Annotated in this window: 6 protein-coding genes; 1 reads left to right on the plus strand and 5 read right to left on the minus strand. The window is 59.1% G+C overall.

Features of this window, described 5'->3' with window-relative positions; translation table 11 throughout:
* The first annotated feature begins 683 nt into the window (after positions 1–683).
* Positions 684–3,224, plus strand: a complete 2,541-nt coding sequence (locus IC235_RS08910; protein ID WP_191004824.1) for an outer membrane beta-barrel protein — start codon at positions 684–686, stop codon at positions 3,222–3,224.
* Positions 3,225–3,639: 415 nt separating this feature from the next.
* Here IC235_RS08910 and IC235_RS08915 read toward each other — a convergent pair whose 3' ends face one another.
* The 5 genes from IC235_RS08915 to IC235_RS08935 form a co-directional block, all read right to left on the minus strand.
* Positions 3,640–4,242 (minus strand): T9SS type A sorting domain-containing protein, encoded by a 603-nt coding sequence (locus IC235_RS08915; RefSeq protein ID WP_191004825.1) that lies wholly within the window; start codon positions 4,240–4,242, stop codon positions 3,640–3,642.
* A 25-nt stretch (positions 4,243–4,267) separates the two neighbouring features.
* On the minus strand, positions 4,268–6,463 hold the full coding sequence (locus IC235_RS08920) for a beta propeller repeat protein (protein WP_191004826.1): 2,196 nt from the start codon (positions 6,461–6,463) through the stop codon (positions 4,268–4,270).
* A gap of 1,345 nt (positions 6,464–7,808) precedes the next feature.
* Positions 7,809–10,292, minus strand: a complete 2,484-nt coding sequence (locus IC235_RS08925) for a T9SS type A sorting domain-containing protein (RefSeq protein ID WP_191004827.1) — start codon at positions 10,290–10,292, stop codon at positions 7,809–7,811.
* Between the two features lie 605 nt (positions 10,293–10,897).
* Positions 10,898–11,620 carry a WD40/YVTN/BNR-like repeat-containing protein gene (locus IC235_RS08930; protein ID WP_191004828.1) on the minus strand — a complete coding sequence of 241 codons (723 nt, stop codon included), beginning with the start codon at positions 11,618–11,620 and terminating at the stop codon, positions 10,898–10,900.
* Positions 11,621–12,255: 635 nt separating this feature from the next.
* Positions 12,256–14,793, minus strand: coding sequence for a T9SS type A sorting domain-containing protein (locus IC235_RS08935; protein WP_191004829.1), 2,538 nt, complete (start codon positions 14,791–14,793; stop codon positions 12,256–12,258).
* Between the last annotated feature and the right edge of the window lie 492 nt (positions 14,794–15,285).

The raw sequence follows: 15,285 nt of genomic DNA on the forward strand, positions 1-15,285 counted from the left end.
TTTCTGGCGTCTACTTGTTTGCTATCTAATGAGTAGCCGATAGACGTAGACGCCCTCAAGCAGGTTCGTGGCATTCATCGAGGCCTGTCTTTCCCCTCGTTGGGTGAGGGGAAGCTTGGCAGCATTTCTCCTTTGAGCGAGTAGAGGTTGATCTGCGCCGGGTGGGCCCGCTATGGGATGCGGTAACGAATCAGGGTGGTGCTACTGGTGGGGTTGGGCACATTCTGCCGGAGCGACCCACCGTCAACGCTTTCGGGGAAAGTTGGGGAGGAAGCGGTGCCCGGCTGCTGGAGGACACAACGCAGCCCCTAGCTCAGGCAACGGAGAAGAACCAGACAGCATCCGGTTTTAGAGCCTAAGCTTCTCGAAGCAGAAGAATGGCGAGGGTTGCTAAAATTTCTCATAATTTTTTCTGTCTGATAATCAGGCAATAATGAAACAACGAAGCCCACTTGGAGCATATTTTTGTAACAGTACCTTGCTTTACAAAGTACCTGCCCTACATTTGTTCTGTTGTTAGCCCAGTAGCTGACGTTAGCGTGTACCAAAGACCACCCGCTACCTCGCTACTACCCCTCACTCACCGGGGCCGGGCGCTGGGGTTAGCTCTCTCCGCCGCGGAACCGCGGCCGCGGCCGGACCAGAGCTCCACCCCCGCCCCAACCACATTACCCTCCTGCACCATGAAACCCTTCACTATTGCCCTCACATTGTCTCATTTTGGCCATTCTCTGCGCGGATTGGCCCTGGCTTCTTTACTACTGCCGCTGGGGGCCGCCGCCCAGACTACCGGTCCCGGCAGCGTAAGTGGTAGCCTGGTAGAAGAAGGCACGAGCCAGCCCGTGCCGTTCTCCGACGTGCTGCTGCTGCGCGCGGCCGATTCCACGTTTGTGGCCGTAGCTCAAACCTCTGAGCAAGGCACCTTCAAGGCTGCTTCGCTGCCCCTGGGCACTTACTTGCTGCGGGTGCAAGACCTGAACTACAAACCGTTGCGGCGGCGCTTTACCCTAACGGAGGCCGCGCCGGCCCTGCAGCTGCCCGGGCTGAAGATGAGCGCGGCCACCGCCACGAAGCTGGGTGAGGTGCTGGTTACCGGCACGAAAGCTACCGTGGTGGAGGAGTTGGGCAAGCGCGTGATTAACGTGGAAAAGGACCTGGGCAGCGTGGGCGGCACCGCGGCCAACGTGCTGCAAAACGTGCCCTCGGTCAGCGTAGACGTGAACGGAACCGTGAGCATGCGCGGCTCCTCCAACCTCACCATCCTGATCGACGGCAAGCCCGCTGGCACGGGCAACGGCGGCGCGGGCGGCCCACGCCTCGACCAGATTCCCGCCTCGCGCATTGCTCAGGTTGAAGTTATCACGAACCCTTCGGCGAAGTACGATGCCTCGGGCGGCGGCGGGGTGATCAACCTCATCACCAAAAAAGAAGCTAAGAACGGGACCAACGGCACCGCCACCCTGCTCGTGGGTACGCGGGACAAATACAGTGGCAACCTGAGCTTGAGCCGTAAGGTGGGCAAAGCCACCTGGTCGGCGAGCTATAACGGCCGCGACGTAACCTTCGGGAGCCGCGGCCGCTCGGAGCAAACCGCGCTCCTGAGCCTTGGCGAGCAGCCTCAAACCGTGCGCACTACGCAAGCAGGAACTGGTCGGGAGACTCATCGCAACCATTCCGTGGAAGTGGGCGTGCAGCTGGAATTACCGAAAGACCAAAGCCTGAGCTTGAGCGTGTCGCCGGGTACCGAGCAAAACCTCGAAGGCGAAGGCCAGGACCTGACCCAGCAAACCGGCAGCGCTCCCGTGCAGCGCGTCCGCGGCCAGCAGGACCTGGACGTGAAGGTGAATATCCTGGAATACAGCAGCGACTACCGCCGCACTTGGGCCGCGCACAAAGGCCGCGAGCTGACGGCCAACCTGGGCGGCGTGCGAATTGATGCCACCGCCCCCGTGGTTCAGCGGCAGTACGCGGAGCCCGGCTCGGTGCAAGTTCCGCAGCCCGGCGCCCGCCAGTTGCTCGCCGTGGTGGCCGACATCCAATACGGCAAAGTAGACTACACCCACCCGTTCGCCGAGGGCAAAGGCCGCCTGGAAGTGGGCGCGAAGTTCGAGCGCCAAGCCAACAAAGGCTCCAATAAATTCGGGTATGCCAGCGAAAGCCGCCCCGACGAATTTCAGGACGACCCCACCCGCTCGCTTACCTACACCTCGGAGCAGCTGGTGCCCGCGGCTTACGTAACGGTGCAGCGGCCCCTGGGAGCTAAGTGGAGCACTCAGGTAGGGCTGCGCTCGGAGTACACCCGCATGAGTGGCACCGTGGAAGGTGGCGTCGGCATCACCCAGCGCGGCAGCCTCAACCAGGACTACCTCAACTTCTTTCCCTCCGCCAACATCAGCCGGGAGTTGGGCCAGGAGCCCGGCCAGAACCGCTTGCAGCTGAGCTACGCCCGCCGTCTTAACCGCCCCAACTTCATGCAGCAACTGCCGCTCGACATCTACCAGGACCCGCGCAGCTACCGCCGCGGCAACGCCCGCTTACAGGCCGAGTTCAGCCACAACGTGGAGCTGGGTCACCAAATGAACTTAGGCCAGGCCACGATTACCAGCACCGTCTTCACCCGCATCACTACCAATTCCATCCAGCGCTTACGCTACGTCGACACCGTTGCCACCCGCCTCGCCGGCCCCGGCGCGGGCCTCGTGACGGCCGAAACCTACCTCAACTTCGGCACCACCACCAACATCGGCGCCGAGTTTAGCCTGAACCAGCCCCTGACCAAGTGGTGGCGCCTGAATGCCAGCACGTCCATCTACCGCGCCCAGATTGCCGCCAACAGCTTCGGCAACAACCGCCAGACCTTAGTGGGCACCGTGCGCCTGAACAACAGCTTCACCATCCGCCGGACCCTGGACATCCAGCTGAGTGGCAACCTGCGCTCCGCCTCGCTCACGGCCCAGGGTCGGCAACTGGCCCAGGGGCAAATGGACCTCGCCCTGCGCCAGCGCTTGTTCTCGGACCGGGCGGCCCTGACGCTGCGGGTGTCGGACCTATTCAACACCTTGGAGTACCGCAGCGAAATCGAAACCGACGCCCTCCGCAGCTACCGCTACGCCAAAGACGAAACCCGGGTGGGCTGGCTGGGCTTCACCTGGTACGTCGGGGCCAGCAAGCCGGGCAAGAAGATTGAGGCCGCGCCCCAGGGCGGGGGTGGCTTCGGCGGCTGAGTTAACGCTCTGACTACCCCTTGCTTTTCTCTCCTTCTTTCTGCAAAAGCCCCGCTGCCCAGATTAAGGGCAGCGGGGTTATTTTTTGAGCTAAGGCCTCTTGACTTGGTTATTTCGACCCCACGACCACCATTACTGCTTGGCTTAGATTTAGGCAACTTTGGCCTTGTCGGCACCACCGCAGCCGGCTTGGCCAACTACTATAAAGCACTGGTTACGGGCGCCTAACCGCACCACCCTGGCCGACGTTGCTTAAGTACCGCTTGGAATTGACGTACCCCTCTGCCGTTCGGGGCAACGTGCAGAACTACGGGCTCCTCAAATCCCTGTTGTAGCCGGTGCAACTGCTGTCGCAGGTCCTCTACTCGGCCGAAGAATTGGTTTGCTTCGACGCTCACTACGTCGAGCGGGCGGCTTATTCAACCTGCAGCTTCACCGCCAGCTGGCCGGCGCGTACCACGTATATTCCGGCGGGCAGCTGGCCCGCGGCCAAGGGTAGTACGGCCTGCCCTTGGGCGTCGGTGCGGGCGGTGAGCCGGACGCGCCCGACCGCATCTACGACCGTCACGGGCACCAGCGGGGCGGCACCAGTGAGTTGCACATCCTGGGCGCCCTGGGCTGGGTTGGGGGAAAGGGCTACTCCTCCGTCCGATGGGACGGTGATGGTGCGCACCGGGGAGTAGGTGGCCGTGCCGTCGAAGTCTTCCTGGCGCAGCCGGTAGTAGAGCACCTGGGCTCCGACATTGGCCGGTTCCGGGTCGGTAAACTCGTAGTTAACTGCTTGGGTGCTGTGGCCCCGCGCGGCGACTTGCCCGACCCGAGCGAACGTGCGCCCGTCGGGGCTGCGCTCCACAACGAAGAAAGCGCTGTTTTGCTCGCTGGCCGTGGTCCAGCGCAACCGGGCGCCCCGGCCCTGCCGCTCGGCGGTGAAGGCGGTTAGGGTAACGGGCAGCGGCACGATAGGATTCACGACGGTGACGGAGTTCCAGCTCACCCACACCTTGCCGTTGCGATCCACGGTAATCCCTTACACCCCGTGGAAGTTATAATTCGGGCTGGTCAGCGCTCGAAAGGTCACCCCATCGTCGTCGGAATAGTACAGGCGCGGTTGGGCGTCGCCGGCTTTGTAACCGAATACGGCGATCTTGCCGTCGCAGGAAGATACCAAGCGGGCGTTTATGTATTGGGCCGTGGGCGTCCAGCTCTGGCCCCCGTCCCGCGAGACTTTCACCCCGGCATAATCGCCGGCCGCCCACAGGTTCTCCCCGCGCACCGGGTCGGCGTGCAGGTCCCAGGCCCACACGTTCAGCGCGAAGGGATGGGTGCGCGCGGTCCAGTTCGTGCCCCCGTTGGTGGAGCGGTAGAAGGGCGCGTCCCGGGCAATGAAATACCGCACGTCGGGCTGCACGGCGTCGCGCTCGATGAAGCAGTCCGAGGGGCCGTAGCGAAACCCGGTCTGCAGGCCAGTAGTGGGCAGATCCTGCACTTGCGTGAACGACGCCCCGCCGTTGGTGGTGCGCCAGACCCCGGGATTGATCGAGCCCGGGGGGAATCGGGTCGCTATGAGCCGTGCCGGAGGCGAGCACGACCAGGAAGTCGTTGGCGTCGGTGAAGGACATGACCGACTTGGTGATGCCGTCGAGCGAGCGTGGCAGCCCGTTGCCGGTCTGGCTCACCACGTCCCAGCTCGCGCCCCCGTTGCTCGACTTCAGGATCAGGGTGGCACTGGCTCCTTGGTCGAGGCCGGCCAGCACCAGGTTCTGCGTGTTCGGGCCTTCCAGCACCCGGAAGGTGCCGTGCAGGCCATTATAGCTCTTGTTCGAACAGAACGTGGCTTGGCCGCTGCTGCCCCCGTCGGTGATGATGGCCGAGCCGATATCGCTGCCCGGCACGTAGATACGGTTGACATCGTAGCGGCTGACGCTGGCCAGGTAGGTTTTGACCCCGGCCAGGCCGCTGCCGTTGGGGAAGTATTGCCAGGACAGCCCCTTGTCCAGGCTATACATTGGGGCGAAGCCGCCGGTGATGATCCATTTGTTGGGGTTGCCCACCGCTTCGATGACCTGGTCGCTGCCGTAGTCGGGCGTGTTTCGGGCCGCCAGCGCGGCGGCCGTGGTCCAGATGGGCACGACCGATGTATTGAGCGTGGTCGGGCGCACGGTGAAGAGCTGGCCCCCGTTACCGGCTGGGCTAAAGCCATGCCGATCCGCGCTGGTGTTCCACGCGCTGGCTGAGCCGTCGGAGAAGATCTGCAGCCCGGTGGGGTAACCGAAATAGATGTTGTTGGTCGCCGCATCAGTTACCGAGTAGGTGGCGGCGTTGCCATAGTCGGTAGCTGTAATACGAGAGATGCCCCCACCACCACCGTTCGAGCGAGTCACCAGGCCGACACCGGCGAAAGTGCCGGTGGTGAAGCGGGCGATCATGCCCACCTCGCTCAGGCGACCCGAGCCGCCAACCAGATTAAAGTTATCGCCCCCGTCGGTGGAAACGTAAAGCCCATTGTCGGAACCCACCCAGATCTGGTTGGCAAAAGCCGCCACGTTGTGCAGGGTGCGCGCCCGATTGCTGTCGAAGTTATTCCCCCCAGCTTTGACCCAGTGGTCCCCGCCGTCGGAAGACTTCCACAGCCAGCCCTGCTGTCCCTTGCGCGGGCCAGCGAACCAGATCTCGTTGGGGTCATTCGAGCGAATCAGGATCGGCGAGGTGCCCCGGAAGCGCGGGGTCCCTTGGTAGATGTCATTGCTATCACCGAGGTCGGAGAGCAGCGCGTTCCAGCTACCACCACCATTGGTAGACTTCCAGAGCGCACTACCGGTGCAGTAGTATACCACGTCGGCGTTGTTCTTCTGCACGGCCATGCCCGTGCCGGCGATGTCGCCGCCGGGGATGCTCCAGTTCAGGTAGCTCCAGGTGGTGCCCCCGTTGTCGCTGCGCCAGGCCCCGTAGACGTCACCATAGCCATAGAGGCGCCCGTTGTCGGCCTGGGCAAAGCCACTAAACCACCCCCCGCAGTCCAGCGGGACGGCTTTGAACGTCTGCCCCCGGCTCGGCAAGCAGAGAAGCACGGCAGCCGTAGCCAAGATGAGCGCTGCTCTAACCTGCTCTTTTTTCGGCATCAGGCAACGCCAGAGGTGGCTGAGGCCGGCAAAAGTGGGGCTTATCAGCAGCAAACTTATCAGGGAAGAAGCCCATTCGGTAGACTGCTTGCCGATGAATAAATTTAAAAAAAGATGCATACAATATGTTTAAATAGCGAATGCATTTAGGGCGCTGAGGTATTAAGGAGACGCCTTTTTTGACTGGAGTAAGCACCAGCTATTGAACCTTGGGATTGTTTGGGAGAAGCGTAGCCCATTGAAGGCGACGAAATTAATAGGTTTTTTCTCATTTTATTTAGTTCCAATTTTTAGTTTATCAAAAAATCAGGCTGATATAGTGCAATCATTTGATAAATTTACCAGTATGCCTTCATATTATATTATAATATAAATATTATTTAGCAAATAATGTTTTTTCAGATAATTCACAGGAATAAACTACAAGCTTGCTATTCTTCATGGCGAGGGTTCTTAAGCAGGTATTGAGTCTTTTGGCTGGGAAGCCGTGGGGGACTAGATCATACCCCGCAGCACCTGATTCACCACCGATTCAGGTGCCCGCGCTAAGGCAGGCAGTGTTGACCAAAAGCCGCCCCAACCCATGCGCAGCAGCTTCTTGCGGCTTCGAAGAGAGCAAATGTTCCTTTCTGTGCTGGAAAAGACTTACCCCGGAACTAGCAACATTTTTCCACGCGCGTAAGACTGCTGCCGCAACTGAACAAGACCTTTCGAGCGCCTGACCGGTTTTTATCGACCCCGGGAGAGTCTTGTTCACCTCTGGTAGAAGCCTCACCACAACCAGGCAGGATGCGGCACACTCTTATTATAACTTTACCAGTATCAACAATAAATATTTATTTCCCGAATGAGGCCGGCCGCGTGATCGAAATCTAACAACATCCCATGTTTTTAGGCAGCCTAAATGCGTTTAGCAATGAAGGTATCAGCTCCCCTAAATAATTGTTATTCCAGCCTGAATGCGTTCGTTTGCTTTTTAGGCTGACACGGCCGGCATCACCTCGCAATAGGTTCAGAGCCATTTCGCGCGCCAGCACCAGGTTTCCGCCGCTTGTTAGTCACGCAGTCGATGCGCATCCTGCCTGACCCAGGGTCACGCCCAGGCGCCAATGGAGCTAATTCTCGACCGTTTAGTGCCCGCCCACAATGACCAGCATGTGGGTGGCACCCGGTTCCGGCGAGTTGATGAGGTAACAGCGTGTGGCCGGCAGAAGACCGGTGCCGGATAGCGCGTCGTGTCGACCCGCACCGGCACGGCCAGCCCCGGCCAACGCCCGGCCTGGTCTACCCAGCGCAGATCGGGCTGCAAGGTCACCCACCAGCGCGCGGACCTATTGTGGCTGATCCAGGCCGTAGCCGGGCGCCGGGGGCCATCTGCTCAAAGGCCCGGCCGGTCTCGATATGGTTATACAAAAAAGGGTCACCCACTCATTTGGGTGACCCTTTTAAATAAATGGCGCTGGCCTTATTTGGCGATCACCAATTTCTTAACGGTTGTTTCGGCGCCAGCTTGTACCTGGATAAAGTACATACCAGCCGGCCAGCTACCCGCATCGATCGTGGTCAGCTGGCTGTTCGCCTTCACCGTGCTCATCAGCTTGCCGGCCAGCGTCCTGACCGTGATCATGGCCCCCTCCTTTCCGGTGGTAACGCTGAAACTGCCTGCGGCCGGGTTCGGGTAAACCTGAACGGCCGAAGCGGTGGGGGCAATTGCGGCCTGCGCACTGGTCAACGTAGAAGGCGTCACGACCGTGACGGAGTTCCAACTCACCCACACCTTGCCGCTGCGGTCCACGGCCAGGCCTTGCACACTGTGGAAGTTATAACTCGGGCTGGTGAGCGCGGTAAAGGTCGCCCCGTCATCGCTGGAGTAATAGAGACGGGGTTGGGCGTCGCCAGCCATGGAGCCGAACACGGCAATCTTACCATTGCACGAAGAAACCAAACGGGCATTCATATACTGGGCGGTAGGGTTCCAAGTCTGTCCGCCATCACGCGATACCTTTACGCCCGCAAAGTCGCCGGCCGCCCACAGGTTACCCCCGCGAACAGGATCGGCGTGAAAGTCCCAGGCCCAGAAGGCGCCACCGTCTGGCTTGGCGAAGGGATGCGTGCGCGGGGTCCAGTTGGTGCCCCCATTGGTGGAGCGATAGAAGGGAGCGTCCCGGGAAACGAAGTACCGCACGTCGGGCTGCACGGCGTCGCGCTCAATGAAACAGCTTTGCGGATCGTAACGATGCCCGGTACTCAGGCCCGTCCTGGGCAGATCCTGCACTTGCGTGAAAGACGCCCCGCCGTTGGTGGTGCGCCAGACCCCGGGATTGATCGTGCCAGGAGTAATCGGCCCGCCTTGGCCCGTTCCGGAGGCGAGCACGACCAGGAAATCGTTGGCGTCGGTGAACGACATAACGGCCTTGGTCACGCCGTCGCGGGAAGGCGGTAGGCCGTTGCCGCTCTGGGGCACCACATCCCAGTTCGAACCACCGTTGGTGGAGCGCAGGAGCAAGGTTGAATTGGTGCCCTGATCGACGCCGGCCAGCACCAGATTCTGCGTGTCCGGTCCTTCCAGAATGCGGAAGGCGCTATGCAGGCTGGTGAAACTCTTGTGCGAACTCAGAGTAGCTTGGCCGCTGTTGCCGCCATCGGTGACGATGGCCGAGCCGATATCGCTGGCGGGGACGTAGACGCGATTGGCATCGTGGCGACTGATGCCAGGGAAATACGCCTTAACCGCGGCTAAGCCGCTACCGTTGGGAAAGTACTGCCAGGACAGGCCCTTATCCAGGCTGTACATCGGGGCGCCGCCCCCGGTGATCATCCATTTGTTGGGGTTGCCCACCGCTTCGATCACTTGATCCGTGCCGTAGTCGGGATGATTTTTGGCGGCCATCTCAGCAGCCGTGGTCCAGATAGGCACGACGGAGGTGTTGAGCGTGGTGGAGCGCACGGTGAAGAGTTGGCCGCCGTTACCCGCCGGGCTGAAGCCGTGCCGATCCGCGCTGGTGTTCCACGCGCTGGACGAGCCGTCGGAGAAGATCTGCAGGCCCGTGGGGTAGCCGAAATAGATGCTGTTGGTGGCCGCATCGCTCACCGCGTAAGTGGTGGCGTCGTTGTAGTTGCTGGCCGTGATGCGCGAAATGCCCCCGCCCCCGCCATTGCTGCGCGTGACCAGGCCCACGCCGGCGAAAGTGCCAGTGGTGAAGCGCGCAATCATGCCCACCTCGCTCAGGCGCCCCGACCCGCCGACCAGGCTGAAATTGTTGCCCCCATCAGTTGAGACGTACAGTCCGTTGTCGGAGCCCACCCAGATCTGGTTGGCAAAGGCGGACACGTTGTGTAGGGTGCGCGCCCGGTTGCTGTCGAAGTTACTCCCCCCGGCCTTGACCCAGTCGGTCCCGCCGTTAGATGACTTCCACAGCCAGCCCTGCTTGTTCTTGCGCGGGCCGGCGAACCAGATCTCGTTGGGGTCATTCGAGCGAATCAGGATCGGGGAGGTACCGCGGAAGCGCGGGGTGTTGTCGCCGATGTCGCTGAGTAGTACGGTCCAGTTAGTGCCGCCGTTGGTAGACTTATAGAGTTTGTCGCCAGTGGAGTAGTAGACGACGTCGGCGTTGTTCTTCTGCACGGCCATGCCCAGGCCCCCTACGTCGCCGCCGGGGATGCTCCAGTTCAGGTAGCTCCAGCTCGTGCCCCCGTTGTCGCTGCGCCAGGCCCCGAACACATCACCGTAGCCGTAGAGGCGCCCGTTGTCGGCCTGGGCAAAGCCACTAAACCACCCCCCGCAGTCCAGCGGGACGGCTTTGAACGTCTGCCCCCGGCTCGGCAAGCCCAGCAAGAGGACACTCACCGTTAGCGCCAGAATGGCCCCACCCTGAGCCTTATTCGGCGTTAATGAACGCCACAAGCGGGTGAAGATGGCAAAAGTGGTGCTTGCCTGCAGCCAACCCATCGGGGAAGAAACTAGATTAAAAGATTGTTTGCCAGTGGATAGTTTCAAGAATGGATGCATAGTAAATGTGGTTAAAGTGATGAAAGTAAAGAGGCGTCTTAGTTGAGCGGGGCAGGTGCCAATTTGGAGAACTGCTTGCCGATGAAATAAATTAATTCAAGAATTGCTGCATAGTAAATGTGGTTAAAGTGATAAGAATATGCTTTTTTTTGAGCAGCTGCCGTGATCAATTCATGGGATTGTCCGGGGTGTGCAGGTCACTGAAAGCGGTAAAAGTGAGTGTTTGTCATTTATTTTAATTGGTTATAGTTAATAATAAGTTGATTGCTGAAGGCAATATAGTGCAACTATTGTGATGTTTTCACGATTATGTCCGAATATTTTATCTTAATAGTATGATACATGGCCTAATAGTTAAATTTCAAATCCCATCTATATATGGGCAAATTATAATTGTATATTACCATCATTTAGGTCAAACCGAGCAAGCTCAGAGATCCTTTCTAGCTTGAATAAGCCCACTACTTCATGGCTTAGTAGGGCTATGCAAAAAAGCCACCCTCTCATTTAGACACCCTTTTTATCTACTGAGCGCTCCCCTTATTCTAAAGCCCGTTGTCGGAGCCGACCCAGATCTGGTTGGCAAAGGCAAAAGCCGCCACGTTGTGCAGAGTACGGGCCCGGTTGCTATCAAAGTTGCTGCCGCCAGCCTTGACCCAATCGGGGCCCCCGTTAGATGACTTCCAGAGCCAGCCCGTCAGGTTCTTGCGTGGGCCGGCGAACCAGATCTCGTTGGGGTTATTCGACCGGATCAGGATTGGTGAGGCACCGCGGAAGCGCGGGGTGTAATAGTCGCCCACCTCGAGCAGGCTCCAGGTGGCGCCGCCGTTGGTAGACTTCTGGAGCGCGTCGCTGGTGCAGTACACAATGTCAGCATTGTTCTTCTGCACGGCCATGCCCGTACCGTATATGCCGCCGTCGGGAATGCTCCAGTTCAGGTAGTTCCAGGTAGTGCCCCCGTTGTCGCTGCACCAGGCCCCGAACACGTCGCCGTAACCATAGAGGCGCCCATTTTCGGCCTGGGCAAAGCCACTACCCCCACAGTCCAGCGGTACAGCTTTGAACGTCTGCCCCCGGCTGGGAAAGGAGAAAAAGATAGCACTCGCCACCAGCGCCAAACTGGTCCTCAGCGGCCTTATTTTCGGCCTCAGTGCATCCCAGAGGCGGGTGAGGGTAGCCAAAGCGTTGCTTACCAGCAGCAAACCCACTAGGGAAGAAGGTAAGCTGCCGGATTGCTTGTCCGTGAATAGATGGAAAAATGGATGCATAATAAATGTAATTAAAGCGATGAGTATCTTGATAAGATATAGGCAGGTGCCTTTGTTGAGCGGGATAAGAGCCCCTGATTAAGCCTTAGAATTATCCGAGTAGAGCGTATGCTACTGAAAGCGGTGAAAGCAAGCGTTTGTTTCTCATACTAATTGATTTTAATTGCAAATTAGGTAATGGGCACAACGGCACAGGAGTAAAGATGGTTAATTGCTGAAGGCAGTTTAATGCAAGCTTCCTGATTTTCGCCAGTATGGATACATCTTGTAAATTAGCATTAACACTCATTGATCATAATTGAATTACTCTCACTTAGTAGCAATAAATTATACCATTACACTAACGCCAGTTAAACCCAAACAAGCAAGCTCTAAAAGAGTGGTCGGGATGCGTCTTGAACATCCTGCTGAGCTTGTCGAAGCAGCTTTACCGCGCAACTACTCAGATTCAATATTGCAATACATCTACTTCGATAAGCTCAGCAGGACCGTTCGGAGACTTTCCCTATACGCTCGCTCTAAGATTTTTTTTACGCTGTATCAGCACCTCATTCATTCCATAGTATAGCAGGGTTGTACAAAAAAAGGGTCACCCTACTTAGTGGGTGACCCTTTTTGAATAAATAGCGATCCCCTTATTTGGCGATTACCAGTTTCTTAACGGTTGTTTCGGTGCCCGCCTGTACTTGTACCAGGTACATACCCGACGGCCAGTTGCCTGCATCGATCCTCGTCAGCGTGCCCGTCGCCGGCCGGGTGCTGATCACCTTGCCGGCCAACGTCCTCACCGTGATCGTGGCCCCCTCCTTTCCGGTGCTCACGCTGAAACTGCCCGCGGCCGGGTTCGGGTAAACCTGAACAGCCGACGAGGGTTGTGCGCTCGGTGCCGGCGTGCCGGTCACGGTCGTGGCAGGGTTCACAACGGTGACGGAGTTCCAGCTCACCCACACCTTGCCGGTACGGTCCACCGTAATGCCTTGCACCCCGTGGAAGTTATAATTCGGGCTGGTCAGGGCGCGAAAGCTCACCCCATCGTCGTCGGAGTAATAGAGGCGGGGGTTGGCGTCGCCGGTCTTGGAACCGAACACGGCGATCTTGCCGTCGCAGGAAGATACCAAGCGGGCGTTTATGTATTGGGCCGTAGCGTTCCAACTCTGGCCCCCGTCCCGCGAGACTTTCACCCCGGCATAGTCGCCGGCCGCCCACAGATTGCCCCCGCGGACCGGGTCGGCATGCAGGTCCCAGGCCCAAGCGGCCCCATTGTAGGGATGGGTGCGCGGGGTCCAGTTGGTGCCCCCGTTGGTGGAGCGATAGAAAGGGGCGTCCCGGGCAATGAAGTACCGCACGTCGGGCTGCACGGCGTCGCGCTCGATGAAGCAGTCCGAGGGGCCGTAGCGAAACCCGGTCTTCAGCCCGGTGGTGGGCAGATCCTGCACTTGCGTGAACGACGCCCCGCCGTTGGTGGTGCGCCAGACCCCGGGATTGATCGAGCCCGGGGGAATCGGGTCGCTATGAGCCGTGCCGGAGGCGAGCACGACCAGGAAGTCGTTGGCGTCGGTGAAGGACATGACCGACTTGGTGATGCCGTCGAGCGAGCGCGGCAGCCCGTTGCCGGTCTGGCTCACCACGTTCCAGCTCGCGCCGCCGTTGCTCGACTTCAGAATCAGCGTGGCACTAGCGCCCTGATCGACGCCGGCCAGCACTAGGTTCTGGGTGTTGGGCCCTTCCAGCACGCGGAAGGTGCTGTGCAGGCCATTGTAGCTCCTATACGAAGAGAACGTGGCTTGGCCGCTGTTGCCCCCGTCGGTGATGATGGCCGAGCCGATATCGCTGCCCGGCACATAGATGCGGTTGACATCGTAGCGGCTGACGCCGGCCAGGTACGTTTTCACCGCGGCCAGCCCGCTGCCGTTAGGAAAGTATTGCCAGGACAGGCCCTTGTCCAGGCTATACATCGGGGCCCCGCCCCCAGTGATCATCCACTTGTTGGGGTTGCCCACCGCTTCGATCACTTGGTCCGTGCCGTAGTCGGGCGTGTTGCGGGCCGCCAGCGCGGCGGCCGTCGTCCAGATTGGAACCACGCTAGTGTTGAGCGTGGTGGCGCGCTTGGTGAAGAGCTGCCCCCCGTTGCCGGCCGCGCTGAAGGCGTGGATATCGGCGCCTGTATTCCACGCGCTGGCCGAGCCGTCGGAGAAGATCTGCAGGCCGGAGGGGTAACCGAGGAAGAAGGGGCCGGTCGCCGCCGCGCTCACCGAGTAAGTGGTGGCATCATTGTAGTTAGTGGCCGTGATGCGCGAAATGCCCCCGGCGTAGCCCCCGTCGCTGCGGGTGACCAGGCCCACGCCGGCAAAGGAGCCGGTGGTGAAGCGCGCGATCATGCCCACCTCGCGCAGGCTCCCCGAACCGCCGACCAGACTAAAATTATTGCCCCCGTCGGTGGAAACGTAGAGCCCATCGTCGGAACCCACCCAGATCTGGTTGGCAAAAGCCGCCACGTTGTGCAGAGTACGGGCTCGGTTGCTATCAAAGTTGCTGCCGCCAGCCTTGACCCAATCAACTCCGCCGTTGGACGACTTCCACAGCCAGCCCGTCATGTTCTTGCGCGGGCCGGCGAACCAGATCTCGTTGGGGTTGTTCGACCGGATCAGGATCGGCGAGGAGCCGCGGAAGCGCGGAGTGTCGTATTCGCCGACGTCGAGCAGCAGGCTCCAGGTGGCGCCGCCGTTGGTAGACTTCCGGAGCGCGTAGCTGGTGCAGTAATACACCACGTCGGCGTTGTTCTTCTGCACGGCCATGCCCGTGCCGTAGAAGTCACCGCCAGGGATGCTCCAGTTCAGGTAGTTCCAGCTCGAGCCCCCGTCGTCGCTGCGCCAAGCCCCAAACACGTCGCCGTAGCCGTAGAGGCGCCCGTTGTCGGCCTGGGCAAAGCCACTAAACCACCCCCCGCAGTCCAGCGGCACAGCTTTGAACGTCTGCGCCGCGCTCGTGAAGGAGAGCAAGACTGCACTCGCCACCAGCGCCAGACCGGCCCGCAACGGAATCAGGGGCTGCGGCAGGGAACCCCATAAGCGGGTGAGCAGGGCCAAAGCGGGGCGGGCCAGCCGCAAACTTATCCGGGAAGAAGCCCATTTAACGGGCTGCTTGCCGATGAATAGGTTTAAGAATAGATGCATAGTGAATGTGGTTAAATAGTGAGCGGATTTAAGGTGGTGATGGTTAAGCTGATGATATTTAACTTAATAAATTAGGCAGTGAATATGGTTAAATCAATGAACTGACGAAGACGCCTTTGCTGAGCGGGGCAAGCACCCGTACCCGTAATTGGGCCCTGGGATTGTTCGCAGGCATCGCAGGCCACTAAAAGCAGTTAAAGTAAGCGTTTGTTTCTCATTTTAATTGGTTTTAGGTAAAAATTAGTTAAATATTAAAAGCGGTATAATGCAACGATTTCAATGTTTTTAGCAATATGCCCACATATCATAATTGAATCTTACTACAAGCCGTCCGGAATCATATAGTTGACTATTTCTAAGGTCGAGCATCAGTATAATATTCTTGCAGTTCTTAACAACGAGGATTCTCAAGCCTCTATCGAAATCCTCGGCCGGGAAACCCAAGCGGGGCTGACGCCCTGCAACACTTGACTCGTTGCAACGACTACTGAT

The organism is Hymenobacter montanus, from assembly GCF_014699115.1.
Taxonomy (GTDB): domain Bacteria; phylum Bacteroidota; class Bacteroidia; order Cytophagales; family Hymenobacteraceae; genus Hymenobacter; species Hymenobacter montanus.

Excerpts from the sequence above, each read along its gene's own strand:
- IC235_RS08910 (WP_191004824.1), top strand. The coding sequence starts at position 684 with ATGAAACCCTTCACTATTGCCCTCACATTGTCTCATTTTGGCCATTCT.
- IC235_RS08920 (WP_191004826.1), bottom strand. The coding sequence starts at position 6,463 with ATGCATCTTTTTTTAAATTTATTCATCGGCAAGCAGTCTACCGAATGG.
- IC235_RS08925 (WP_191004827.1), bottom strand. The coding sequence starts at position 10,292 with ATGGGTTGGCTGCAGGCAAGCACCACTTTTGCCATCTTCACCCGCTTG.
- IC235_RS08930 (WP_191004828.1), bottom strand. The coding sequence starts at position 11,620 with ATGCATCCATTTTTCCATCTATTCACGGACAAGCAATCCGGCAGCTTA.
- IC235_RS08935 (WP_191004829.1), bottom strand. The coding sequence starts at position 14,793 with ATGCATCTATTCTTAAACCTATTCATCGGCAAGCAGCCCGTTAAATGG.